This is a genomic window from uncultured Capnocytophaga sp. (assembly GCF_963525585.1).
Lineage (GTDB): Bacteria > Bacteroidota > Bacteroidia > Flavobacteriales > Flavobacteriaceae > Capnocytophaga.
The window spans coordinates 25219-50427 of record NZ_CAURLX010000012.1 but is presented as its reverse complement, the minus strand read 5'-3'; the positions used below and the strand labels follow the sequence as shown (position 1 = coordinate 50427).

Annotated in this window: 23 protein-coding genes; 13 read left to right on the top strand and 10 right to left on the bottom strand. The window is 38.9% G+C overall.

The annotated features are described in order from the left end of the window. Positions 1-69: 69 nt before the first annotated feature. The 7 genes from RYK20_RS04625 to RYK20_RS04595 form a co-directional block, all read right to left on the bottom strand. Complete coding sequence (locus RYK20_RS04625; protein WP_314894575.1) at positions 70-420, bottom strand: hypothetical protein; 351 nt, start codon at positions 418-420, stop codon at positions 70-72. A 27-nt stretch (positions 421-447) separates the two neighbouring features. Further along, a complete protein-coding gene (locus RYK20_RS04620) occupies positions 448-1185 on the bottom strand; it encodes a hypothetical protein (protein ID WP_314894574.1) in 738 nt (245 codons plus the stop codon). 98 nt (positions 1186-1283) lie between these two features. Continuing rightward, a complete protein-coding gene (locus tag RYK20_RS04615; protein WP_314894573.1) occupies positions 1284-1802 on the bottom strand; it encodes a hypothetical protein in 519 nt (172 codons plus the stop codon). Positions 1803-1900: 98 nt separating this feature from the next. After that, on the bottom strand, positions 1901-2782 hold the full coding sequence (gene era / locus RYK20_RS04610) for a GTPase Era (RefSeq protein WP_297978165.1): 882 nt from the start codon (positions 2780-2782) through the stop codon (positions 1901-1903). A gap of 29 nt (positions 2783-2811) precedes the next feature. Then, positions 2812-3570, bottom strand: a complete 759-nt coding sequence (gene yaaA, locus RYK20_RS04605) for a peroxide stress protein YaaA (RefSeq protein ID WP_297978164.1) — start codon at positions 3568-3570, stop codon at positions 2812-2814. Between the two features lie 6 nt (positions 3571-3576). Then, positions 3577-4170, bottom strand: a complete 594-nt coding sequence (locus RYK20_RS04600; protein WP_314894572.1) for a thioredoxin family protein — start codon at positions 4168-4170, stop codon at positions 3577-3579. A gap of 235 nt (positions 4171-4405) precedes the next feature. Further along, entirely contained in the window at positions 4406-5341 is a 936-nt protein-coding gene (locus tag RYK20_RS04595; RefSeq protein ID WP_314894571.1) for a hypothetical protein, read from the bottom strand. A 315-nt stretch (positions 5342-5656) separates the two neighbouring features. Between RYK20_RS04595 and RYK20_RS04590 the strand changes: the two genes are divergently transcribed. The 13 genes from RYK20_RS04590 (at position 5657) to RYK20_RS04530 (ending at position 21770) form a co-directional block, all read left to right on the top strand. Then, positions 5657-6982 (top strand): c-type cytochrome, encoded by a 1326-nt coding sequence (locus RYK20_RS04590; protein ID WP_314603056.1) that lies wholly within the window; start codon positions 5657-5659, stop codon positions 6980-6982. Positions 6983-7053: 71 nt separating this feature from the next. Next, entirely contained in the window at positions 7054-10149 is a 3096-nt protein-coding gene (locus RYK20_RS04585) for a TAT-variant-translocated molybdopterin oxidoreductase (protein ID WP_314894570.1), read from the top strand. Between the two features lie 20 nt (positions 10150-10169). Next, positions 10170-11570 (top strand): NrfD/PsrC family molybdoenzyme membrane anchor subunit, encoded by a 1401-nt coding sequence (gene nrfD, locus RYK20_RS04580; protein ID WP_311455651.1) that lies wholly within the window; start codon positions 10170-10172, stop codon positions 11568-11570. Between the two features lie 2 nt (positions 11571-11572). Next, on the top strand, positions 11573-12109 hold the full coding sequence (locus tag RYK20_RS04575) for a DUF3341 domain-containing protein (protein WP_311455653.1): 537 nt from the start codon (positions 11573-11575) through the stop codon (positions 12107-12109). Then, the gene (locus RYK20_RS04570; protein WP_311455654.1) at positions 12106-12687 is read left to right on the top strand and encodes a cytochrome c; all 582 of its coding nucleotides are present in this window, start codon (positions 12106-12108) and stop codon (positions 12685-12687) included. The genes RYK20_RS04575 and RYK20_RS04570 overlap by 4 nt, the downstream gene beginning before the upstream one ends. 21 nt (positions 12688-12708) lie before the next feature. Next, on the top strand, positions 12709-13947 hold the full coding sequence (locus tag RYK20_RS04565) for a quinol:cytochrome C oxidoreductase (protein ID WP_297980021.1): 1239 nt from the start codon (positions 12709-12711) through the stop codon (positions 13945-13947). Between the two features lie 269 nt (positions 13948-14216). Next, positions 14217-14339, top strand: coding sequence for a hypothetical protein (locus tag RYK20_RS04560; RefSeq protein ID WP_314894569.1), 123 nt, complete (start codon positions 14217-14219; stop codon positions 14337-14339). A gap of 15 nt (positions 14340-14354) precedes the next feature. Further along, positions 14355-15149, top strand: coding sequence for a hypothetical protein (locus tag RYK20_RS04555; protein WP_314894568.1), 795 nt, complete (start codon positions 14355-14357; stop codon positions 15147-15149). Between the two features lie 217 nt (positions 15150-15366). Continuing rightward, complete coding sequence (locus RYK20_RS04550) at positions 15367-16251, top strand: hypothetical protein (protein ID WP_314894567.1); 885 nt, start codon at positions 15367-15369, stop codon at positions 16249-16251. A 248-nt stretch (positions 16252-16499) separates the two neighbouring features. Then, a complete protein-coding gene (locus RYK20_RS04545; protein WP_314894566.1) occupies positions 16500-17798 on the top strand; it encodes a PHB depolymerase family esterase in 1299 nt (432 codons plus the stop codon). A 105-nt stretch (positions 17799-17903) separates the two neighbouring features. After that, positions 17904-18971: a diphosphomevalonate decarboxylase gene (locus tag RYK20_RS04540; RefSeq protein WP_314894565.1), complete on the top strand. Its 1068-nt coding sequence runs from the start codon at positions 17904-17906 to the stop codon at positions 18969-18971. Then, positions 18971-20239, top strand: coding sequence for a nucleotide sugar dehydrogenase (locus tag RYK20_RS04535; RefSeq protein ID WP_314894579.1), 1269 nt, complete (start codon positions 18971-18973; stop codon positions 20237-20239). The genes RYK20_RS04540 and RYK20_RS04535 overlap by 1 nt, the downstream gene beginning before the upstream one ends. Positions 20240-20393: 154 nt before the next feature. Beyond that, a complete protein-coding gene (locus RYK20_RS04530; protein ID WP_311455661.1) occupies positions 20394-21770 on the top strand; it encodes a DASS family sodium-coupled anion symporter in 1377 nt (458 codons plus the stop codon). A 70-nt stretch (positions 21771-21840) separates the two neighbouring features. On the opposite strand, the gene RYK20_RS04525 is transcribed toward RYK20_RS04530, so the two are convergent. The 3 genes from RYK20_RS04525 to RYK20_RS04515 form a co-directional block, all read right to left on the bottom strand. After that, positions 21841-22617 carry a tetratricopeptide repeat protein gene (locus RYK20_RS04525; protein WP_314603050.1) on the bottom strand — a complete coding sequence of 259 codons (777 nt, stop codon included), beginning with the start codon at positions 22615-22617 and terminating at the stop codon, positions 21841-21843. Positions 22618-22631: 14 nt separating this feature from the next. Further along, positions 22632-22925: a DUF493 family protein gene (locus RYK20_RS04520; protein ID WP_314603049.1), complete on the bottom strand. Its 294-nt coding sequence runs from the start codon at positions 22923-22925 to the stop codon at positions 22632-22634. 121 nt (positions 22926-23046) lie between these two features. After that, the gene (locus RYK20_RS04515; protein WP_314894564.1) at positions 23047-25110 is read right to left on the bottom strand and encodes a hypothetical protein; all 2064 of its coding nucleotides are present in this window, start codon (positions 25108-25110) and stop codon (positions 23047-23049) included. Positions 25111-25209: the final 99 nt, after the last annotated feature.

Genomic DNA, 25209 nt, shown 5'->3' with positions numbered 1-25209 from the left:
AGAGAGAGGTTGTTCTATAAATTTAGGACAACCTCTTGTGTTATCCTTATGCTTAAGAGAGATAGATAACTATTTCTTCAATGTTATCTTCATATGAGCATATTTGTTTTCTAATATTCCCATCAAAAAATCTAGATTTTTCTTTACACGTATGTCTTCAGACTCATCGTACTTTTGCTTCATATAATTATAAGTCGTCCTACTTCCCTCATATTCGATTTCCAGAATGATATGTTCTGATATTTCATCCATAGGGATATCTGGATCCTTAATGAAAATATTCACCATTACTACCAATGCCAGCTCCCACGAATACTTAGAAAGCTCATTGTTCGCATACAAAAATATAGCTTCCGTATCAGAATAATCTAATTCCTCACACTCTTTTACAAGGTCGTGATACTTTCCTTCTATTATCATTTTAGTTTAGGTTTTTATCTCTATAAGCTAACGATTGATTAGTAATGAATCTCTTAGAGAGATTGCCTTTTTTATGGTTTCTTCTGATAGGTCAAAGGTATTTCCTAGCGAAAATAACCTTCCAGATGCTGTTTGTAGCACTTTTATTCCTTGAATAGGTGTAGAAAACTCTGGAAAATGCTTGTTGGAAAAGTAAGTTAGGTATCCAATCCAGAGATTTTCCCCTTTTGTAGGGATTCTATCTTCCAATTCATCGGAAATAACCACGGCATATTGCAAATCTTGGGTTTGTTCCAAGCATAGAATAAGTTTTTCTAGGGTATTTTCGTCTAATTCTTTGGAAAAATCGTTTGAGAATTGAATCATTATGGTTGCTGGGGAGCTGAATTTCTCCACTCCTTGCGAGACACTTATAGAAATATCTGCTACCGAGTGCTTGCTGATAGTTTTTTTCGTATTGAAAAAGAACAAAGACCCGAAAGGAGCCCAGCTGGTCGCCTCTATTGTAAGATGAGGATTATTCTTATCAGGGTTATGATAGGTGATTCCCTTGTCAGGGATGATGATATCACACAAATGCGTTTCATTAAAATCGGACAAATCCTCCTTAAAGAAGAAAAGCCTGTCCTTGTCATCCAATATGTGAAGATGCATTTGAGGAAATAGATTTTTGATAAGAGATAGCAACTTCTTACAATAGATGATATATTGCTTGGCATTCAGCGGTCGAAGACTCAGCCGAGAGATGATTTCTAAAGTATCCATATGATTAGAATTCTTTTATTAGCCTTCTTTATTGGGTAAGTGCTGAGTTAAGAATAAGAGTCTATAGAATTTCAGCTAAGCTATAGATGATAATTGAACTACCTGATAAAAGTACTAATTTCATTCACCAGATGAGAAACAGCATTAGAAGAAGGAGTTGGCTTGTTCATAAACTCTGAGAGGATAGCTTCCCTAAGAGAAGAAGCAGAGATTACCTTCTCCTCGGTGCTGAGCTTATGAATGATTTGTATGGTTGCATTCTTTGCTAAGAGCATTACATTCCAAAGGTTCTCACTGATATAAATCTGTTGGGTGATATTATGGTCGAATTCTGCGTTGATATGCTCAATAAGAAGGTGCTCATAAGCCTGTTTATCTTCGGAAGTAGGAGCCACACGTAGGGTAAGCTTTTGAGGGCTGATGCGGTCAAGGAGTAATACGAGGCGTTCGTATGCTTGGAGCCGTAGGGGTAGAGCTTCTTTCTGAAGGTCTTTCAGTAGGAGCCATTGGCGTTTTTTGTTTTCTCCCTTGAAGTATTGGTCAAAGAAGAAATAAGCGATTCCAGCCACAATAAGGGCAGGGAGGCAATAAGAGAGGGTTTGTAGAAAAAGGTTCATTTTATGTAATTTTATTTAAGGGTTATTTTTCTGTTTTATGTACGTGGAAAAAAAAAGTCAATTTTTTTCCACGTAGTTTTCTCTTTTGAGAATTTTGATTAGTTAGTATAACCAAAGCGTCGGAGTTGCTTGAGGTCGGAACGCCAATTTTTATTAACTTTTACATAGAGTTCTAGGTGGATTTGCTTTCCGAAGAAGGTCTCCAGATCGTGCCTTGCCTGCACTCCTACTTTCTTAAGAGCTTCGCCTTTATGCCCGATGATAATCCCTTTTTGGGTTTCTCTCTCTACCATAATGATGCTTCGGATACGAATAATCTCATCAGTTTCGCTAAAAGTTTCTGTTTCTACTTCTACCGAGTAAGGAACCTCTTTTTTGTAATTTAGAAGAATTTTCTCGCGGATGGTCTCATTGACAAAGAAGCGTTCGGGCTTATCGGTAAGCTGATCTTTAGGATAGAAAGCAGGAGAGGAGGGAAGTAACTCCAGAATACGGTGAAAAAGAGGTTCTATGTTGAAGTTTTCCAGAGCAGAAATAGCATAGATTTCTCCTTTAGGGATTTTTTCTTGCCATAGAGCGAGAGATTCTTTCACAGTCTGTTCATCGCTACGGTCTATTTTGTTTAAAAGGACAATAACAGGGACTTTGGCGTTATTAATCTTCTGGAAGAACTGCTCGTCCTTGAGGTCTTTTTGCCCTACCTCTACCATATAAAGGAGGATATCGGCATCCTCAAAAGCATCCTTGACAAAATCCATCATAGAACTTTGCAACTGATAGGCAGGCTTGATGATACCTGGGGTGTCAGAAAAGATAATCTGGAAGTTCTCTCCACTAACAATTCCAAAGATACGATGGCGAGTGGTCTGAGCCTTAGAGGTGATAATAGAAAGTCTTTCGCCTACAAGGGCGTTGAGTAAGGTGGATTTTCCTACATTGGGGTTTCCAATGATATTAACGAATCCTGCTTTGTGTTCCATAGAGTATTTTTTGCGTATAAATATTTAAATTATCGTACAAATACTAATTCTTTGTCACTAGAGAGTTCCTCATTGAAGGAATAGCCATCTAGATTGAACCCTTTGAGGTCTTCTGCTTCAGTGAGGTTGTTTTGAGCAATATAACGTACCATAGAACCTCGTGCTTTCTTAGTATAAGAGATGATAGTTCTAAGAGTGTCCCCTTTCCATTGTTTGAATATAGGTGTGATTATCGTAGCTTTGAGGCTAGAGCGGTTGATAACCTTGGCATATTCTACACTAGCGAGGTTAATGAGAAGTTCCTCGGGCTGTAGTTCTTTGTTAAGAGCTTCAGTCACTTTTTTCGACCAAAAATCATATAAATCAATAGCCTTATCAATGGTGATTTTTGTACCCATTTCTAAGCGATAAGGGGCAATAAGGTCTAGTGGCTTGAGTAGTCCGTAGAATCCGGAGGGAATTCTTAAGTCTTTTTGTAATCGTTGTATTTCCTCTAGGGAAAGAGAATAGGCATCCAGCCCTTCATATACCGTTCCTGCATAGGCGAAGAGGGCAGGGCGGGCATTCTCTGGGGTTAGTGGTAGGGAGAAGTCCTGATACCGTTCCCAGTTCAGCTGAGCTAGATTCATAGAGATTCCCATATATTGAGCTATTTGCCTAAGAGACAGTTCTTTGAGCTCCTTATGTACTTGAGCAATTTCTTTTTGGAATATAGGCTGAGTATATTCCTTAGTAGGAAGAGTAGAAAAAAAGTTCAGGTTCTTGGAGGGAGAGATGATGATTTTCACGAAAAATTATTTTAAGAGTTCAGTAAGATCGGCAAGGATACTCTGTCCTTTGTCTTGGTTATACCATTTTTGAAGTTCTTCTTTGAACTCAGGAGAGAGGCTTCCGTGTTCTTTTTTGTAGGCTTCTACCATAAGGGTAGCTGTTTTGGGTCTAGGTCCCCATACGTGCAAGACCTCAAGGGTTTCAGAGTCAAGAATGATAAGAATAGGAATTGCTTTTCCTCCATTAGTGAGGAATAGGTTCATCAGAGCTTCATTCTCATCACGAAGGACAATTTTGAGGTTGATTAGGGGATTTGCTAGCGCTATTTTTTCTAGTACAGGGACTATTTGAGCTGCGTCCGCACACCAGCCTTCGGAGATAATAAGCCACGTTTGTTTCTGGGTGTTTTTAGCAAAAGGAGCAAGTTCTTCTGGGGAAAAGTCCAAGGTGTTGTCTAGCCTTTTGATACGTTGGCGGTTGAGCTTGGTTAGTGAAACCATTGATTCAGAGTGGTCACAGCCTGTAGTTTTTCCTTGAGAGAGCAGTTCATCAATGTGTTGTTTGTATTGTGGGTAATCATATGCTTTTAAGAGGCTTTGTTGGATAATTTCTTTCATTGTTCAGTGTGTTAAAAGATTCTTATTAGGAGGCAAAGATACAAAATAATCTTGATTAGCAAAGGGATGAGGGGAAGTAGAAAATCAGTACAAACTTACGATATTTGGACACAGAAGTCAAGGGGAATATAGGTTAAATGGATAATAATTATTTGTTGTTGTTTGTTAAAAAAGCATACCTAAAAAGGTTTTAGGTATGCTAGAGATATTTCTATAAAAATAGGTTTGTAAATCCTTAATAACCAAAACTCTCATAGGAATGAGTTGTAGAAACATTCTGCCCAATAGTATTTTTTTGAGTGATAGCAATCTGAGTAGGATATCCTTTATCATTCTTTTGAGTGATATTATAAGTAAATTCAGTAATCTCTTGATGAGTGCCTTCAGTACGTGTTATTTTCGTTGTTTTCATTTGTTTTTTGCTATAGAAAGCAGGGAGATAAGGGGTTTCATCATAGGTGAGATTATCTGCGTTGAGGAGCTGGAATAGAAGCCCCTGAGTAGGGTTCTTCACAGCTGTATCATAGGTATATTCAGATATTTCGGTAGCGGTTACCTGTTGCCGAATTTTTTTTTCAAAGACAATCTTGGTGATATTTCCCTGTTCAATAGTATAGGTATAAGTATCCGTAATATCTCCATCGGTACGAGTAGCTACAACGGTATTAGCACTAGGGTAGGTGTAGGTAAGTACAGTCCCATTGGCATTGATAGATTTGTATAGTTTTTGGTTTTGATACTCAAAGGAAGCTGTGGTTGTCTGTCCAGCCTCTTCTCTGATAGAAGTAAGCTGTCCTTGAGAATTCTGTTCGAGGGTAAGCTTACGTGTTTGAGCTCCTGTAAAGGCAATTTTAGTGGTGATTTCTTTGGGAAGATTCTTTCCTGCATCATAGGAGAGGGTAGTTGTCTGCTTAGAGATAGGGTATTCATTATTATTCTGAAGTACTACAGAAGTAATGGAAGTAATACGACCTTCATTAATAGTAATGGTTTTTTTGGTGGCATTTGCTTCATTGTCAGTCCAAGATTTGGTTTGAGAGGGGAATACTTGAGCCTCTTGTTGAGAATTTTCCTCTTGAGAAGAAGGATTAGAGTTGCCAGAATTTTGGTCATCTTTACTGCAAGCTGCCAAAACAGAGGCTATGCCTGCCCAAAACAATAGTTTTTTCATCAAAATTAAATTAATTATGAATGCAAAAGTACAAAGAATTACTTTAGTATATAAATTTTAATAATAGATTAACTTTTTAGTAGTTAAACTTAAAGATATATGTCATTAAGACGTTTCGTTTTATTAGAGAAAAAATAAAAAGACTTAATAGTCATTTATTGTTATTTAGATTTTTTATAAATTAGTTCTAAGTAAAAAGATTTCTTTTGAATTTCATTAAGAAGTTTTATTTTTGCACCGTGATAGATACACACATTTTATATAAGAAAAATCAAAAGAAAAACAAGCGTATTTTAAGAAAAATAACTTTTTTATATGGAAAAGCATACCAACCATAAGGCGTGTAAGTTACTGGCAATGTTGTTTTTAGCAATGTTACTGCCTGTACAAATGTTTGGGCAAGGAGCTGAGGGGGATCCTATGAAGGGGAAAGACCTTTTCAAGGCGAACTGTGCTGCTTGTCATAAGCTCGATGGGAAGAAGCTCGTGGGGCCTCCTTTGGATGGCGTTACCCAGAGACGATCTACGGAGTGGTTACACAAGTGGATCAAGAATAGTAAGAGCCTTATAGATGCAGGAGATAAGGATGCGGTTGCTGTATTCGAGGAATACAACAAAGTACCTATGCTTGCCTATGAGAGCATTCTCTCAGATGAGGATATAGATAATGTCCTTGCTTATGTAACTGACCCAGCTAAGGCGGAAGCAGCTACTCCAGCTCCAGAAGCACCAGCACAAGAAGCAGTTGCACAGACAGAAGCTACTACAGAGCAAGCTCCTGTAGCAGTAGCAGATAAAGGAAGTAGCCTTTCTTTGGTATTGCTTATTGGATCAGTAGTTGCACTATTAGCTTTGGTTTTTGTGATTATCAAGTCTAATCGTGAGATACGTAAGCTTGCTAAAGAAAATAATAATGAGGAATACCTCAAGACTAGTAAGTATTATCCTCTTTGGAATATATTTGCTAAAAATAAACTTATCATAGGGGCTGTTATTGCTATACTTTTCTTCTCTTCTACCTATTTTGCCTTTGGTTATCTGATGCAAGTAGGGATTGATCAGGGGTATCAGCCTATCCAAGAAATACACTATTCTCACAGGATTCACGCAGGGGATAATCAGATAGATTGTAAGTTCTGTCACTCAGCAGCTCGTACCTCTAAGACAGCAGGTATTCCTTCGCTGAATGTATGTATGAACTGTCATAAAACTATAGATGAATATACAGGTCCTGTAACTGAGCAATATACTAAGGAATTCTATGATGGAGAAATCCAAAAACTCTACCAAGCAGTAGGTTGGGATCCTGATAATATGAGCTATACAGGTGTACAAAAACCTGTGAAATGGACCCGTATTCATAACCTCCCTGAGCACGTATACTTCAACCACTCTCAGCATGTAACTGTAGCAGGAGTAGCTTGCCAACAGTGTCACGGTGATGTACAAACAATGGAAATAGTAGAACAGCACGCACCTCTTACAATGGGTTGGTGTATCAACTGCCACCGTACTACTGAAGTGGATAATGCTAATCCTTATTATGAGAAAATCCACGAACAGCTAGCTAAGAAATATAACAAAGAAAAACTTACTATCGCTGAGCTTGGTGGATTAGAATGTGGTAAATGCCATTATTAATAATGAGTAATGAATAATGACTAAATTATTGAACATTAATCATTAACAATTAACCATTAACAATTAAGAAAATGTCATCAGAAAAAAAATATTGGAGAAGTGTAGAGGAACTGGATACGAATAATCCAGTAATAGACCAAATTCAGCAGAATGAGTTTGTAGATAAGCTCCCTACGCTTTACTCAGGCGAACACGAATTTTTGTCAAATAAAGAAGTAATGGAGGAGTCCTCCACTACACGTCGTGATTTTCTAAAATATGTAGGTTTTACCACAGCGGCAGCAGCTTTGGCGGCTTGTGAAGGACCTGTGCATAAGGCAATTCCTTATGTAGTTCTTCCAGAGCAGATACGTCCAGGAATTCCTGATTACTATGCCACTACAATTGCTGATGGGTTCGATTTTGCCTCTGTTTTGGTAAAAACCAGAGAAGGACGCCCGATCAAGATAGAAAATAATCGTGAGGCTTCCTATCGTGGTTGTGGGAATGCTCGTGTACAGGCATCTGTACTTACTATGTATGATAGCTATCGCGCTAAAGGACCTCAGAAAGGTAGTGAATCTATCACTTGGGATACACTAGATGGAGCAGTTGTAAAAGCACTTAATGAGGCACAAGCACAAGACAAGCAGATAGTACTTCTTACAGGTACTCTTGCAAGTCCTTCTACAACAGCTCTTATCAAAGAATTTACTGAGAAATATAGCAATACAAAGCATGTAATCTATGACGCAGTCTCTGAAGAGGCGGCAGTATTGGCTTTTGAAAAGAAATATGGCTTCCGTGCCTTAGCGGATTATGATTTTAGCAAGGCTGAGGTTATAGTTTCTTTTGGTGCAGATTTTATAGCTGATTGGCAAGGAGGCTATGAGGAGGACTATGCAAAAGGACGTATCCCAACTAAAGAGGGCAAGATGTCCAAGCACTACCAATTTGAAAGTAATATGTCTCTTACAGGGGCAAATGCTGATACCCGTGTAGCTCTGAAGCCTTCACAACTAAAGGTAGCTTTAGCAAAGTTCTATGGTTATCTTACTGGAAAGAACGTAGGAGGAGAACTTCCTGAGCGAGCAGAGGCAATGGTAAAGAAAGCTGCTGACCAGGCTAAAAAGGCTGGAGGTAAAGCAGTAGTGGTAACGGGTATTCAGGATGTGAATGCACAAAGCCTTGTTCTTGAAATCAACGAAGAGGTACTTCACAGTACAGCCTTTGACTATAGTCATCCAGTATATATCCGTCAAGGAAATAGTGCTGCTCTTAAGCAACTCCTTATTGATATGAATGTAGGTAAGGTAGGGGTGCTCATCACAGCAAATGTGAATCCACTTTATACACTTTATCCTCTTGATGCAATGGCTTTCGAAACAGGACTTAGCAAGGTCACTTCGGTGGCTTTCTCTCTTCGAGCAGATGAAACAGCCTTGAAAACTACCTATTTGGCAGCAGCACCTCACTATTTAGAATCTTGGGGAGATGTACAGATGCGAGAAGATTATTACGCACTAATGCAGCCTACTATCCGTCCGCTTTTTGATACCCGTCAGTTACAAGAAGCCTTACTCAAGTGGAGTGGTAAGGAAGCAAATTACTATGAATATATAAAGAATTTCTGGAAAGCAAATATCCTTGCCGAGGGATATGCTTGGGAAAAAGCTCAGCATGATGGATTCTATCGCTCAGCAAAAGAATATATATTGGCAGAGAAATCTCCAGTGCAAGATGTAGCACCTATGTTGTCCGCACTTACAGCTACCCCTGTTCAAGGTTTTGAACTTACCTTATATACAAAAACAGGTCTTGGAGATGGGCAACAAGCTAATAACCCTTGGTTACAGGAACTTCCAGATCCAATTACTCGTGTAAGCTGGGATAACTATCTTACAATGTCTGCTGCCGATGCTAAAGAACTAGGTATTAAGAATTGGCACGTAGCCAATGGTGCCTTGGATGGGGATTATGCAGAGATTCAGGTAGGACAAGTTAGGCTTAAAGTACCTGTACTTATTCAGCCAGGACAAGCTAAAGGCTCTGTAGGTTTAGCTTTTGGTTACGGGCGTAAAGCAGGTATGCAAAAAGAGATGCAAGTAGGGGTAAATGCTTATGTCCTCTATCATAACTTTAACAACGTACAAGCTGTAGCTTCTATTAAGAAAGCAGAAGGTACTCACGAATATGCTTGTGTACAGCTTCACAATACCCTAATGGGTCGTGGAGATATCATTAAGGAAACTACTCTTGAGGAATTTGTTACCAAGAGTCCAGAGGAGTGGAATAAAAAACCAGAAGTATCCTTAGACCATAAGGAAGTAAAAGCAACTTCAGTAACCCTATGGAAGGAGTTTGACCAGAGTACAGGACATTTCTTTAATCTATCAATAGACCTAAATGCTTGTACAGGTTGTGGAGCGTGTGTAATTGCGTGCCATGCTGAAAACAATGTACCTGTAGTAGGTAAGAGCGAGGTAAGACGTTCTAGAGATATGCATTGGTTACGTATAGACCGTTATTATTCTTCAGAAGAGACTTTTGCACAAGATGACCAGAAAGTAGAGGGTATCAGTGGCTTAGGAGCGGCTCTTTCTACATTTGGAGAGATGGAAACGCCTTCCGATAATCCACAGGTAGCTTTCCAGCCTGTAATGTGTCAGCAGTGTAATAATGCTCCTTGTGAAACTGTGTGTCCTGTAGGAGCTACTTCTCACGGGGTACAAGGACAAAACCATATGGCTTATAACCGTTGTGTAGGAACTCGTTATTGTGCTAATAACTGTCCGTATAAAGTACGTAGATTTAACTGGTTCTTATACAGCAATAATAATGAATTCGATTACCATATGAATAATGATTATGGTAAGATGGTACTGAATCCAGATGTAGTGGTACGTTCACGTGGTGTAATGGAGAAATGTTCTTTCTGTATCCAAGAAACTCAAGCTGTTATCCTACGTGCTAAGCGAGAAAACCGAGAAGTAAAAGTAGGAGAATTCAATGATGCTTGTGCGTGTGCTGCTGCTTGTGGTACAGGGGCAATGACTTTTGGAGATGTCAATAATCCAGCAGATCCTATTGTAGCTCTTAGCGAGGATAAACGTATGTATCACCTATTAGAACACGTAGGAGCGCGTCCAAATGTATTCTATCAAGTAAAAGTAAGAAATAACAATTAATAATTGATAATTAAAAAAATATGGCATCGCATTACGAAGCACCTATACGAAATCCACTGATAGTAGGGGAGAAGACCTACCACGATATTACGGTGGATATAGCACGCCCTGTAGAGGGCAAAGCCAATCGTCTTTGGTGGATAGTATTTACTATTGCTCTTTCCGCTTTCCTATGGGGATTGGGCTGTATTGTCTATACCGTATCCACAGGGATTGGTACTTGGGGACTGAATAAGACTGTAGGTTGGGCTTGGGATATCACCAACTTTGTATGGTGGGTAGGTATTGGTCACGCCGGAACCTTGATTTCAGCAGTATTGTTACTTTTCCGTCAGAAATGGAGAATGGCGATTAACCGTTCTGCAGAGGCGATGACCATCTTCTCGGTGGTACAGGCGGGAATCTTCCCAATTATCCATATGGGACGTCCTTGGTTGGCTTACTGGACAATGCCTATTCCGAACCAATTTGGTTCCTTATGGGTAAACTTTAATTCACCTCTTTTGTGGGACGTATTTGCTATTTCTACCTATCTTTCCGTATCTTTGGTATTCTGGTGGACAGGCTTGCTTCCTGACTTCGCGATGCTTCGTGATAGAGCAATTAAGCCATTCCAAAAGAAAATATACAGTCTCTTGAGCTTTGGTTGGAGTGGTCGTGCTAAGGACTGGCAACGTTTTGAAGAAGTCTCTCTAGTATTGGCAGGTTTAGCAACTCCATTGGTACTTTCTGTGCATACAATTGTATCTTTTGACTTTGCTACCTCAGTAATTCCAGGATGGCATACTACCATATTCCCTCCTTACTTCGTAGCGGGAGCTATCTTCTCAGGGTTCTCAATGGTAAATACCTTGCTAATTATTATGCGAAAAGTATGTAACCTAGAGAGCTATATCACCCTCCAGCATATAGAACTGATGAACCTAGTGGTAATGATCACAGGATCTATTGTAGGATGTGCTTATATTACTGAGCTCTTTGTAGCGTGGTATTCAGGAGTAGAATATGAGCAATATGCATTCCTTAACCGTGCAACAGGACCTTACTGGTGGGCTTACTGGATGATGATGACTTGTAATGTATTCTCTCCACAATTTATGTGGATTAAGAAGTTACGTCGTAGTATCCTCTTCTCATTCTGTATTTCCATTGTAGTGAATATAGGGATGTGGTTCGAGCGATTTGTGATTATCGTTACCTCTATCCATAGGGATTATCTTCCTTCTTCTTGGACAATGTTCTCACCTACAGTAATAGATATGGGAGTATATACAGGAACAATAGGATTCTTCTTTGTCCTCTTCCTGCTCTATGCAAGAACTTTCCCAGTAATAGCTCAGGCTGAAGTAAAATCAATCCTGAAGACTTCAGGGGAGAAATATAAAAAATTAAGAGATGCTAACCCACATAATTCCCATTAATGATGAGTAAGAAAGTAGTACAAGCAATCTATAACGATGATGACATCCTGATGGATGCTGTCAAGAAAGTGCGCCAAGCAAATCTTCAGATAGAAGAGATATATACGCCCTTTCCTGTTCACGGGTTAGATAAAGCGATGGGGCTTAAGCATACCCGTCTTGCGATAGCTTCATTTGTATATGGCTGTATAGGACTTACAGTAGCTATCCTGATGATGAATTATATAATGATAGAGGATTGGCCTCGTAATATAGGAGGAAAACCTAATTTCAGCTATATCGATAATTTACCGGCTTTTATTCCTGTAATGTTCGAGATGACAATTTTCTTTGCTGCACACTTAATGGTCATCAGCTTCTATATGCGTAGTAAGCTCTATCCTTATAAAAAAGCAGAGAATCCAGATCCACGTACCACTGATGACCACTTCCTAATGGAAATAGCTTCAACAGGGAATGATCAGGATCTTGTAAAGCTCTTGGAAACAACAGGGGCTGTAGAAGTGAAAATAGCCGACAAAAAAGCAATACAGATATGAGAAAAAGATATATAATTGCCCTTTTGGCAGTAGGAATTATGCTGACTTCTTGCTTTCGTAAGGATAGGCCGAACTACCAATATATGGCAGATACCGATATGTACTTTCCTGTAGGCTATGAGACCTATCAGGAGGCACCTGAAGGAAATCAAGCCCTTAAAGGTGGAATGGAAGCACAACTTCCTCCTGAAAATACCATCAAGAGAGGTTGGATGCCTTTTCTATACCCCAATACCAATGAAGGATATGAAAATGCTAAGGCTAACCTTATAAATCCTTTGAAAGCTGATAGCCTTTCTTTAGAAAAAAATATAAAGGCAGGAGCAGCTCTCTTTAACATCTATTGTATGGTGTGCCACGGTGCAGAGGGAGATGGACAAGGGATTCTTGTACAGAGAGATAAGTTCTTAGGAGTGCCCAATTATAAGAACCTAGATCTTACTCAGGGAAGCATCTACTATGTGATCTATCACGGACGTAACTCAATGGGTTCCTATGCTTCACAGCTTACACAGGACGAACGTTGGCAAGTAGCCCTCTATGTAGAACAACTTAGAAATAAACTCTTGAATAAATAACCCACTCAGAAATAAGAAATTATGTATTTGTTTTCAAAAAAAATCAAATTAGTCGCCATCCTCAGTATGGTAGTGGGACTTTTAGGAATAGGCTATAGTTTCCTCTCTACTCCTAGTAGTGTAGAAGCCTTAGGGGAACACGCTGGTCACGATGTGGAGCACGCTCATCACGTGTTACACCTATTACAGAATAAGCCTTGGGCAGCCCTCTACGTAGCGGCTTTGTTCTTCTTGCTTATTAGCTTAGGGGTATTGGCATTTTATGCTATCAATCGTGCAGCTCAGGCAGGCTGGTCCCCAATTCTTTTTAGAGTAATGGAAGGGATTACAGGTTACTTACCTATAGGAGGAGCTATCTTTTTCTTGTTGCTAGTAGCTAGTGGCTTGCATTGGAACCATTTGTTTATCTGGATGGATCCAGAAGTGGTAGCCCACGATACAGTTATCCAAGGAAAGACAGGTTACCTAAATGTACCTTTCTTCTTAGGGCGTGCAGCTGTCTATTTGCTAGGATGGATAGGCTATCGTCAGCTAGTACGCAAGTTCTCTAAAGCACAGGATATAGCTACTGATAATCGTCCTTTTGTAAAGGCATTTAAGTGGTCAGCAGGCTTTTTGGTATTCTTCCTAGTTACCGAATCAATGATGTCTTGGGACTGGATAATGAGTGTAGATCCTCACTGGTTTAGTACTCTCTTTGGATGGTATGTATTTGGTAGCTTTATTACAGCTTCTGTAGCAGCTATTATTTTGGTAACAGTAAGCCTTAAATCACAAGGATATTTAAAAGAAGTAAATGATAGCCATTTACATGATTTGGCAAAATATCTCTTTGGTTTCTCTATCTTCTGGACTTATCTTTGGTTCTCACAATACCTACTTTATTGGTATTCTAATATTCCAGAGGAAATAACCTACTTTATCACTAGGTTGAATGATTTTGAGCCTGTAATTTTAGGAATGTTAGCTATTAACTTCCTATTGCCTCTACTTATCCTAGTAGATTCAGACATCAAACGTAAGCCTTGGGTAGTAGGAACAATGGCTGTAATCATTCTTATGGGACATTATTTAGATTTCTATAATATGATTATGCCTGCTACAGTAGGAGATCAATGGAGTATAGGCGCAGGCGAAATAGGAAGCGTATTGTTCTTCTTTGGGCTCTTTACCTATATAGTGTTCCATACACTTACCAAAGCACCATTGGTAGAAGAGCGTCATCCACTGATGGGTGAGAGTGAACATTTCCATTACTAACATATTTTTCACTACTAATTTATATAGGTTAAAACAACTGGAGGCTCTCCTTACTGGGGAGCCTCTTCTTTTGTATAGGTATTTATCAGTAATCACTAGTTATAATGAATACTAAAGATTAAAAGTTAAAATTTTAATAAGAATAACTGTTCAGGCACAAATTCTTACATTTCGTGCTTAAAAATAGGATAAGGAGCTCTTCTATAGATTTTTATTAAGAAAAAATGTTTACCTTTGCCCTAACAATTTAGAAATTAAAGTTTAAAAAAATGAAAAAATTATTTCTCTTTGCAAGTGTAGCTGCTCTTGTAGCTGCTTGCGGTAAAAATGATGACAACAACCCTACTCCCCCTGATCAAGGCGGACAAGGTGGTGGACAGCAAACCCAATAGACAACTCCTACTCCTGTGCCTGCAGGATTTGTAAAAACTATTAAAGAGTATGACAGAGAAGAATCTGAAAGTAGTTTGTTAAGAACCACTACTTACAAGGTAGAAAATAACCTACTTAAAGGATGGGAAGTTCTCGAAGCTCCTAACTATAAAGTAACTAGTACCCTTGAATACGAAGGTCCTAATCTTAAAACCTTTAAGGTACAAACCGGAGAAAATGACAGTAATATTTACATATATACCTTTTCCTATCAAAACAACAAATTAGATAAAATCATCCGTAAACGTGGTGATGATGAAAATACAGTAGATACTTATCAAATTACTTTAGATGACCAAGGTCGTATTATTAAGAAAAAGCACGTAGGTGCTGATGGTTGGGATGGGCAAGAATGGGAAGCTACTTTTACTTATACAGGTAATACACTTACAGTACAAAAAAGTGGTGCAACAGTCAAATACATCTATACTTATACAGAAAAAAATGTAACTAAAGTAGTTAAAGAACCTTCTTTGGGAGTACCTACTAATCTTGAATATGATACTGAAGCAGTGAATGACTTGAATAACAAATATATTTATTTGACCTATATAGCTCAATTATTCAATCCTAGACACGGTATTGCTGCTGATGAATATGATAATATTCTAGCTTCTGTGGAGAGTCCTTTTGTACTCAATAGTGAAAATGTACTCAAAAAAGATGCATTTAATGATTATGAAATTCAAAAAAATGCACAGAATAAACCTACTAAAATTATTCAAAAGCAAGCAGGTATTGCTTTAAAAATAAAAGTATATGGTTATTAATAATATAGAGTAGCTAAGCTAAAATTGCGAGATTTTACAAAAATCTCGCAATTTTATTTTCTATCAATGAAGTTAAAATTTTGATAAAAAAGACAGTTCAGATACAAATTCTTACATCTCGTGCTTGAAAATACGAGAGAAGGGGGCTTTTATAGATTTTTCTTAAGAAAAAATATTTATTTTTGCCTTGATAATTTATAAATTAAAATTTGAAAAAATGAAAAAGTTATTTCTCTTTGCAAGTATAGCTGCCCTTGTAGCTGCTTGCGGTAAAAACGATGACAATACGCCACAACAACCTGTTGTTCAAGAACAAGGTACTATATTTCCTCGTGAATTACACGAAGGAAATGAGGGTTTTACAACAAACTATGAAAAGCAAGTTTTCACCTTTAATGCAGAAGGCTTGCCTACAAAAAGTGAGATTAAAAGTGTAAATAATGGTCAAGAAGGAGCTGCTTATAGTACAAGAGAGTTTATCTATTATTCAGGAAAGAAATTACCAAAGGAAATCAAAGAAAACGGTCAAACAGCTGAATTGACCTATAATGCAGAAAATAAGCTCACCACTGTGAAATACGGAGGTCAGACTTACTCATTTGAATATCAAGATGGAAAACTCTACAAACACGGCTCATCACAAGGTGAATATGTTTATACTTATCCTGATGCCACTACCGTAATCGCTAAAAAAGAGCAAGAAGAGGGGGGTAATAAAATTGTTCATACTTATACCTATACTCTTTCAGAAGGGAATATAGTCAAAGAAATAGAAGTAGTCAAAATAGGGGAAAATATAATGAGGGAACTGACCAATGTATATGAATATTTTACAGATGTGAAAAATCCCTATTATGGTGAATTATCTTGGCTTATCAATAGTGAATTTCCTAATGAAATCAAACCTTTTGATCAACAATTCTATAGCAAGAATCAACTAAAAAAGCAAACCATCATTAATGGTGGAAATATCATTGGAGAGAAGTATAAGGTAGTAGAAAAAGATAACAGAGGATATCCTACAAAATTAAAAATACAATACTTTACAGGAGCTCAAGAGACTTTAACAGGAGGAACTGATGAGGAAAGGTATTCTTATTAGAAATAAGGCTAAGTAAAATCTATAAGGAGCCTATTTGTCCTAGAGCAAATAGGCTCCTTACTTTTAAGGTCAGATAGGAATAGTAAAAACCGTGAGATTTTGCAAGAATCTTGTAATTTTATTTCTCAAAGCTACTTTAAGGAATTTTTGGAGATACTAAAGAATTAGAAAAAGATTTGGATATTCAGAAAGTAAAACGTATTTTTGTAGATAAAATTCGTCTAAATAAAACGTAAATCTTTGGTATTATGAAAATATATTTATGGAATCAATGGTGCTGGTTCTGTTGGGGACTAGTTCTGTATAGTAATGGGATATGGGGGCAACAGTTTGACCTCCGCCAGTGGGCGTGTTCTGATGGAGTGTCTCGCCCTTACGTAGTATATACTCCTGCAGGAACTTCAAAAACAGCACGGCCGCTGGTAGTATTCCTTCACGGAGGTATAGGAGCTTCAGGAGTGAAAAAAGACCCTGTAGAGTATGCTCGCAAGTCTCCTTGGGTAGCGCTTGCTGATGAGGGAAATTTCTGTCTGCTTTTTCCCTTTGGAGAACAAAAGGCTTCTTGGTTTGACCCTGTAGGGACTCAAATGTTACTGGGTGAGATAGAACAGCTTAAGTGGAATGGGGTAGCCGATCCTGAGCGGGTATTTTTGACAGGTTTCTCAGATGGAGGTTCAGGGGTATTCTACCTAGCAATGACTACACCTGACCCTTTTGCAGGTTTTATTCCTATGAACGGGAGTATCAAGGTGGCTAGTATGCTTGGTAAAGAAGGAATATATCCAGAAAATATGAATGGAAAACCAATGTATGTCATTAATACACAAGAGGATATACTCTACCCTTTGGAGCAGATGGAGGCAGCTGCTAATTACCTAAAAGCCTATAATCCTCATGTTACTTTCCGACCTTTGGCAGGGGGGCACGATATGAGCTATTTTGCAATGGAGAAGCCAGCTTTATTATCTTTTATTAATACCCATCAGCGTACTTTTCTTACAGAAATTTCCTTGGAGAGCTCTTCTCAGGGAAAAACAAGTATAGGCTGGCTTACTCTTAAGAAGATAGATACCTCAGCTACCAAAGCACAATGGCATACTTCCTACAAATATAAAATACAAAATAATAAGGCTGATTTTGGACTTAAGTATGATTACAGTTATCGAGGCGTAGGAGTACGTGTAGCAGGCTTTAAGAGTGACACGGCTACTGCAAAGCGAATGGGAGTGCAGGTAGGCGATGTACTGATTCAGATGGAGCAGGATTCTATCAGTTCTCCCTATAGTCCGTTATACTATACGGCGCGTAAGCGAGCGGGTGATTCCACAAGTCTTACCCTAATGAGAGAGGAACATCCCTTAATTCTGTATGGAAAGTTTAATACAGGATATCCTTATTATTTGTTGAATAATAAAAAACCTTCAGGGAAGATTCAAGGGCGTATAGAAGGAAAATATATATATCTAAAAGCTTCTTGTGTAGCTGATTATCAGATAGATAAAAGGAAACTCCCTCGTAAAATTAAGAAAGTAATTCTAGAGAAATAACCTAGGGAATTATACAGGATAAAATTAGTGAAAAGGGAGGAGTGTGGAGAAAGATATTTTTTGTATTTTTGCCCCTGATTCTGACCTTTAAAACACAGTGCAAGAATGTTTATAGACCAATTTATCCCTAAATCCTATTCACAACGTATAGAACGTGGTAAGGTGCAACATCGTGCTCCAAGTAATATAGCTCTGGTGAAATATTGGGGCAAGAAAGAGGAACAAATTCCAGAGAATCCCTCTATTAGCTTCACTCTAAGTGAATCCTATACAGATACAACCGTGGAGTTTGCCCCTAGAACAGATTTTACTACGAGTTTTCAGATAGATTTTTTCTTTGATGAGGAACCTAAGGGGAACTTTCTACCTAAAATAGAGACTTTCTTCACTCGGATACGGAACTATATGCCTTTTCTGAGGGATTATTATTTTATTGTCCGTACTCGCAACTCATTTCCTCATAGTTCAGGAATTGCCTCTTCAGCGAGTGGAATGGCAGCATTGGCTGTATGCTTGATGAAGATAGAAAAGCTCTTCTGTCCGGAGATGAGTGAGGTTTATTTTTATGAAAAAACCTCTTTCCTAGCTCGTTTGGGTTCGGGGAGTGCCTGTAGGAGTGTTACAGGGAGTGTAGTGATTTGGGGTGAGCATAGGGATGTTCCTGATAGTTCTGACCTTTATGGGGTACCTATGGGAGAAATCCACGAAGTATTTGACCAATATCAGGATACAATCTTACTCATAGATAAAGGACAGAAGCCTGTGAGTAGTTCAGCAGGGCATAAGCTGATGTATGATCACCCTTATGCACAGGCACGCTTTGTACAAGCTCGCCGTAATATCAGTTTGCTTAAGGATATCCTTAAGAGTGGTGACCTAAGTGCTTTCGGTCAGTTGGTGGAGAGTGAAGCCCTAAGCCTACACGCAATGATGCTGACTTCTAACCCCTATTATATCCTAATGCGTCCTAATACCCTAGCAGCTATAGAACAACTGTGGTACTACCGGATGAGTACTCAGGTACCTGTATGCTTCACCCTAGATGCAGGGGCTAATATACACGTACTCTACCCCAAAGCCTATAAGGACGAGGTACGTACTTACCTAGAGGAGCATATCAAGGAGTATTGTCAGGATGGGGACTTGATCTATGACCAAGTATATAGTGAATGATGAAAACATATCAGATAGGGCTCATTGGATTGGGATATGTAGGCTTCCCTCTAGCTTGCTTGTTTGCCAAGAAGTATCCTACACGGGGGTATGACCCTAAGAAAGAACGGGTAGAAGCACTCCTCAAAGGAGTAGATCATACAGGAGAAATCCCTACAGAGGTTATCCAAGAGCGTCTCTCTACCCATTTGCAGTGTAGCAACGACCCAGATATCCTTGAAGGTTGTAATGTATATATCATAGGGGTACCTACTCCCATAGACCTCTACCAGCAGCCTGACTTACGTCCGCTTGAGATTGCTAGCCAGACCGTAGGAAAGTATCTTAAGGAAGGTGCAATTGTTATTTATGAATCCACTGTATATCCAGGGGTTACCGAAGAGGTATGTGTGCCTATTCTTGCCAAAGCCTCAGGACTAAAGTATAACGAAAGCTTCTTTGTAGGGTATTCTCCTGAACGGATTAACCCTGGTGATAAGGCACATACAGTAGAGAATATCTGTAAGATTACCTCAGGTTCTACGCCTGTTATTGCTCAAGAAATAGATTGGCTGTATAATACTGTACTAGAGGGGGGGACCTATCCAGCAGGGAGTATAAAAATTGCTGAAGCTGCGAAGGTTATAGAAAATGCGCAACGAGATGTGAATATCGCTTTTATGAATGAAATTGCTAAGATATTCAATATTCTGGAGATAGATACCCAAGCAGTATTAGCCGCCGCTGGAAGTAAGTGGAACTTCCTTCCCTTTCGCCCGGGGCTAGTAGGAGGACATTGTATAGGAGTAGATCCTTATTACCTAATTCAGAAAGCAAAGCTCCACGGACTTTCCCCTCGCCTGATGATGGAATCACGTAAGATTAATGACGGAATGGGAGGTTATATAGCCCAACAGGTAATTAAGAAGATGTGTAAGAAGGGAATGCAGGTTAAGGGGGCGCGAATCTTGCTAATGGGATTCACTTTTAAGGAGAATTGTCCAGATATGCGTAATACGAAAGTGATAGATATTTATCACGCTTTACAGGAATACTCTGTAGAACAAACTCTTTATGATCCTTGGGTAAACTCGCAAGAGGCAAAGCAGGCATATGAGGTGCAAATAGAAACAGATTTTTCTCAAATTAAAAGAAAATATCAGGTGATTATTCTTTGTGTAGCTCACCAGCAATTTCAATCGCTTCCTATACAGGAGTTGCTCTCCGAAGGAGGTATTTTGTATGATGTAAAAGGGCATTTTAGGGATATAGCAACTGATAGTTTGTGAAAAATATTAACAATAAATAACAAAATAAATATAACGAATGTATTTGTAAGAAATTCATTTTCTTTCAGATACATTTTTTTTATAAAAAAATCACGAAAAACAACGCAAAAAACAAGAAAAAGTAGTATATTTGTCCTACAAAAACATTATACAAATGAAAGGACATCTGTTCATTGCCAAGCGAGCAGGGATACTGCTATTGGCGCTAATTATAGGGTGTGCACTTCTATGGTGGCTTCCCTATCCGTTGGAAACCCGTAAGGGGCTTGCCTTATTAGTAGTGGTAGCGATACTGTGGCTTACAGAGGCAATTCATATCACTGTCACGGCGATTTTGGTGCCTATTTTAGCCATTGTCTTGGGGTTAGTAGAGACTAAGCCTGCTTTGCAGCATTTTGCGAATCCTACCATATTTCTGTTCTTTGGAGGTTTTGCTTTAGCAGCTTCGCTTTCTACACAGGGGCTGGATAAGTACATTGCACATAAGGTACTTTCATTAGCCAAGGGAAATTTCCTGATAGCTATCTTACTTTTGTTCCTTACTACGGCTTTGCTTTCTATGGGGATAAGCAATACTGCCACAGCGGCGATGATGATCCCTTTGGGGATAGGGATGCTTAGGAAGCTTCCTTATGAGGAGAATAAATCTACTTATTGGTTTGTTATCCTAGGAATTGCTTATAGTTCTAGTATTGGAGGAATGGGTACTCTAGTGGGGAGTCCGCCTAATGCAATTGTTTCTTCTAACTTAGGAGTAACCTTTCAGCAATGGTTATGGTATGGAATGCCTATAGTAGCGGGACTATTACCCTTAATGGTATTAGTTTTGTATATTGTTTTTCGTCCCAAGCTTCATTTGCGTTTTGAGCAGGAGGAAGAGAAAGAAACGTCATTAAATGCTAAGCAATGGGGAGCTATTATCATCTTTGTAGCAACTGCTTTGTGCTGGATTTTTTCTACTCAACTCAATCCATTTATAGCAGGACTTTTTGGTATCAAGCCAATGGGAGACTTTGATAGTATTATTGCTTTGGTAGCGGCAGCTTTAGTATGTGTTTTTGGAATAGTAAGCTGGAAACAAGTACAAGAAAATACGGATTGGGGTGTATTGCTCCTTTTCGGAGGTGGACTTACGCTAAGTGCAGTGTTGGGAAGTTCAGGAGCAAGTAAAGCGATGGTAGGATGGATTGTATTCTTGGTTCAAGGAAATCATCACTTCTTGATAGCACTTTTGGTGGCAACATTTATCATTTTCCTTACCGAATTCACCTCCAATACCGCTAGCGCAGCTCTTCTAGTGCCTATATTTATCTCTATTGCACAAGAGTTACAAATGAATCCGTTAGGGTTAGCAATGATTATTGGAATAGGAGCCTCCTGTGCTTTTATGCTTCCGGTAGCTACTCCCCCCAATGCAATTGCTTTTGGAACAGGAATGCTACCTCAGAAGGTAATGGTCAGGGCTGGGTTCTGGTTGAATATCGTAAGTATTCTTTTTATATCAATTATGGGGTTCTGTTTTTGGTTCTGAAATCATCGTAAAAATTGTATAGTAGAAGCATTGGAGTGCAGAGATGTACTCCAATGTTTCTTATGGTTGGTTACAATGTTCTTAAGGTGCTTTTCTTAACCCATCCAGTACGTCCGTCAGCTATTTTTAGCTTACACCAATCCTCAAAGGTGTCTATAATTTCTACTTTAGTGCCTTCGTGTAAGGAAAAAGCTTCTTTGCTGTAGGTGTTAGGGGCTTCATAAAAGCGTACTTCCTTCTCGAATAAGATAGCAAAGTCATTTTCGAGAGTATAATGGCTTACTATACGTCCCAAGAAATAACATCCTAAAGAGCATACTAAGCATAGGATAAATAGGGTAAAACTTAATCGTTTCATCCAGATACGCTGAGTAAAATAGTACCATAAGAAAGCTCCTATTCCTAGGCATAGAGTTATAATTGCCCAAATAGCCCATCCTGTAGGGCTTTCTGCCCAGCTGATGCTTTCCATCAGGCGTGTTGTCCAGAGCTTAGGAACGGGCGTAATTTTGTCCAAACACATCCGTTGGGCATAGGTAAGGTTGGTTTGAATCATTGGGTCTTTAGGAGCGAGCTGTAGGGCTTTTTCATAGTAATAGATACTAGGGGCAATTTCTCCTTTTTTATAATGAGCATTGGCTAGATTATAGTATAGGCTAGCAGAGGTATACTTACGGTGGAGAATCTTCTGGTAGAGGTCTATTGCTTCCTGCCAGTCCTCTCGCTGGTAAGCACTTCCTGCCTGAGCAAAGAGTTCTTCATTGGTCTGTCCTTGACTATTCCACGAGCTTAGTAGGAAAGCCAATATACAGAGGCTTATATGTAAAGGAGTGAGTAATACTTTCATTGGTAATACTAAGTTTATAAAGAGATAATCCCTTTGATCTTGCCCGCTTCTTGGTAGTAATGGATAACCTCATCAGCAGAAGAGAGCACAAGGCGTACAGAATAGGCAATGTACTTACCACCAGAGGAGGGCTTCTCAGTAATCAGTGCATTGGAGTTGAGAAATACTGCGTGGAGCGCTTCTCTATTCTCTGCTAGATCAGGGAGGATAAACTTATAAAGGTATTCACAAGGGAATACAGTGGTTTGCTCTAATTCATTCTTGAGTTTGGCATAGAATGCCTCTGGGTTTTGTGTATTTTCTTCCATAAACAAAGTGATTAATTTAATTGGCAAAAATACAAAATAATTATTATATTGCCAATAGTTAGATAATAAAAAAGACTACCTCTTATGGGGTAGCCTTTTCAAAAAGTAATATATCAAAAACCTAATTACAAGTAGTAGTTTGAACTTTGTTCTTGTGCCAATCTCTTAAGCTGCTTTTTACAGCATCTACTCGGCTAGCAGGAACCGCAATACAAGTAATTGGCAAGCGGTTATTGCTATCCTCAACAGTACTAATGGTAGTGATATTGCTAAAGCCAAGAAGGTTTAACTTGGTAATATTCCTATTGCTAGGAATTACAATTGTCTTAAGGGTAGGGTTGCTTCCGGTGATGGTGGCAATGACTCCTCCTAGTTGTATCTCTTCAAGTAGAGCAAGGTTGCTAACATCAATGGTAGTTCCCCCTTCATTAAAGAGTATTAATTTCTTTACTTTACGCAAGTACTGAACTCCTTCTAGGTTTGTAACTCCATTATCTACAGTGAATTCATCAATGATTTTATCTAGATCAGCTTGGAAGAGTTCGTTGCTATCGGTATATCTGAAATAGGTAGCACGGTCAATCCTTTGTAGCTTTTGAATCAGAAGAGTTTTCAAGCGACGGTTAGGAATAGTAAGAGCTGTAGTACTATCTCCAGAACCATTGTTCTGAGCTCTATATTTTCCTGTGCTATCGGCAGTGTTAAGAGCAGAAGCTTCCGCTGCTGTTTTTACAATAATCTCATCAGGATTATTGCTCTTAGTACATTCACGACAAGTTCTCATTATCTGGAAATTACCAGCTACAGAAGAGAGATCTGTAATTAGCGGGGTAAGGTTGATAGAACCTGTAATTCGGTTGCCTAATAAGTTCAGCTTGGTAAGCTTAGTAAGCACACTGAAGATATTATTATCAATAGTTGTAAGGTTGTTACGCTCTAGAGAGAGATCCTCTACTAAGGGTGTATTATCAAAAGATACCTTATTGATACTATTGTTAACCAATCTTACCGTTTTCAGTACAGGTAAGTTCTTAAGCTCTATTTCCTCAAGGGTAGAAGTGGAGATGGTAAGAGTGTGAAGAGCAGAAAGCCCTGTAAGGGAAATCTTTCTCTTTCCATCAGCAAGAGTATTTTGCCCACTTGAAGGTAAAATATAGATAGAGGTAACATTCTTAAAGTATTCTAGCCCACTGAAAGAAGTAATTCCTTCTGCACTAGCAGTAATTCCTCCACTGTAAGCTTCAGCTTCTCCCATAGAAATTTCTCCATCATTGTTTCGGTCAATACTACGACCTGATGACTCAATAATAGCCGCTTTTAAGATAGGGTCAAGCTCAATATTTCGGTCTGTAGCATCTGTACTACTGTACTTAAGAGTATTCTCTACAATGTTCAATGCCGCAGCTTTAGCGGGGGTAGCTACCTTAATACGTACGATATCAGGGTTGTTACCATTGCGAAGAATTTGGGTTTCAGATCCTGTTTTGAGGTTAATTAAAGCAGAGAAATCCAATATCCCACTAAGCTGGTTCCCTAGTAAGACGATGTTAGTAAGCTTGGTTAAGTTATTGAGACTTACAGAAGTTAGGTGGTTATTGCTAGCTTCTAGCACTTGAAGGTTTTCAAAGAACTCTATTCCTGATAAGGAGCGGATATTCTTATCTGAAACACGGATGGCACCTACTGCTTTGGCTTCCTCACGGCTGATTTTACCATCATTATTACTATCTACTGATCCCATACCTTCAGTACCCTGCAAGAGAGCATTCTTAAAGTTGGTGTCAGCAATATAAATTTCATCTACAGGAATAGTCCACGCCCCATTGATTTTTTGATATACTTTATTATTCTGTCCAGTACGTACATAGTAATCTCCATCATTTCCTACATTATTGGATAGAGCTCCCTGATTTACATACACCTTTCCTCCAGTATAGGAAGGTAAGGAGGCAATAGCTCTCCAGTTATTGTCGCCAGAACGCTCATAGAGAATACGGGAATTGGTATCAAGCTGATACCTTCCAGAACTACTGTTAGGCACACCTGTACCAGTAGTAACTTCCTGTACACCTCCTGTCTGAGGTCTTGTGGCGGGCTCATCTGCCTCGTTTTTGTTACAGCTAGCCCCCAGAAAGCCCACTGTGAGCAACGAAATTGTTGCTAAGATACGTAAAGTTTTTCTCATAATTACTTAGTTTTGTTTAACATTACAGTCATTATTTTTACTTTTGATTAGGTATTTGATAGGGCAAAGGTAATCAATTTTTCACAAATGACCAACTAA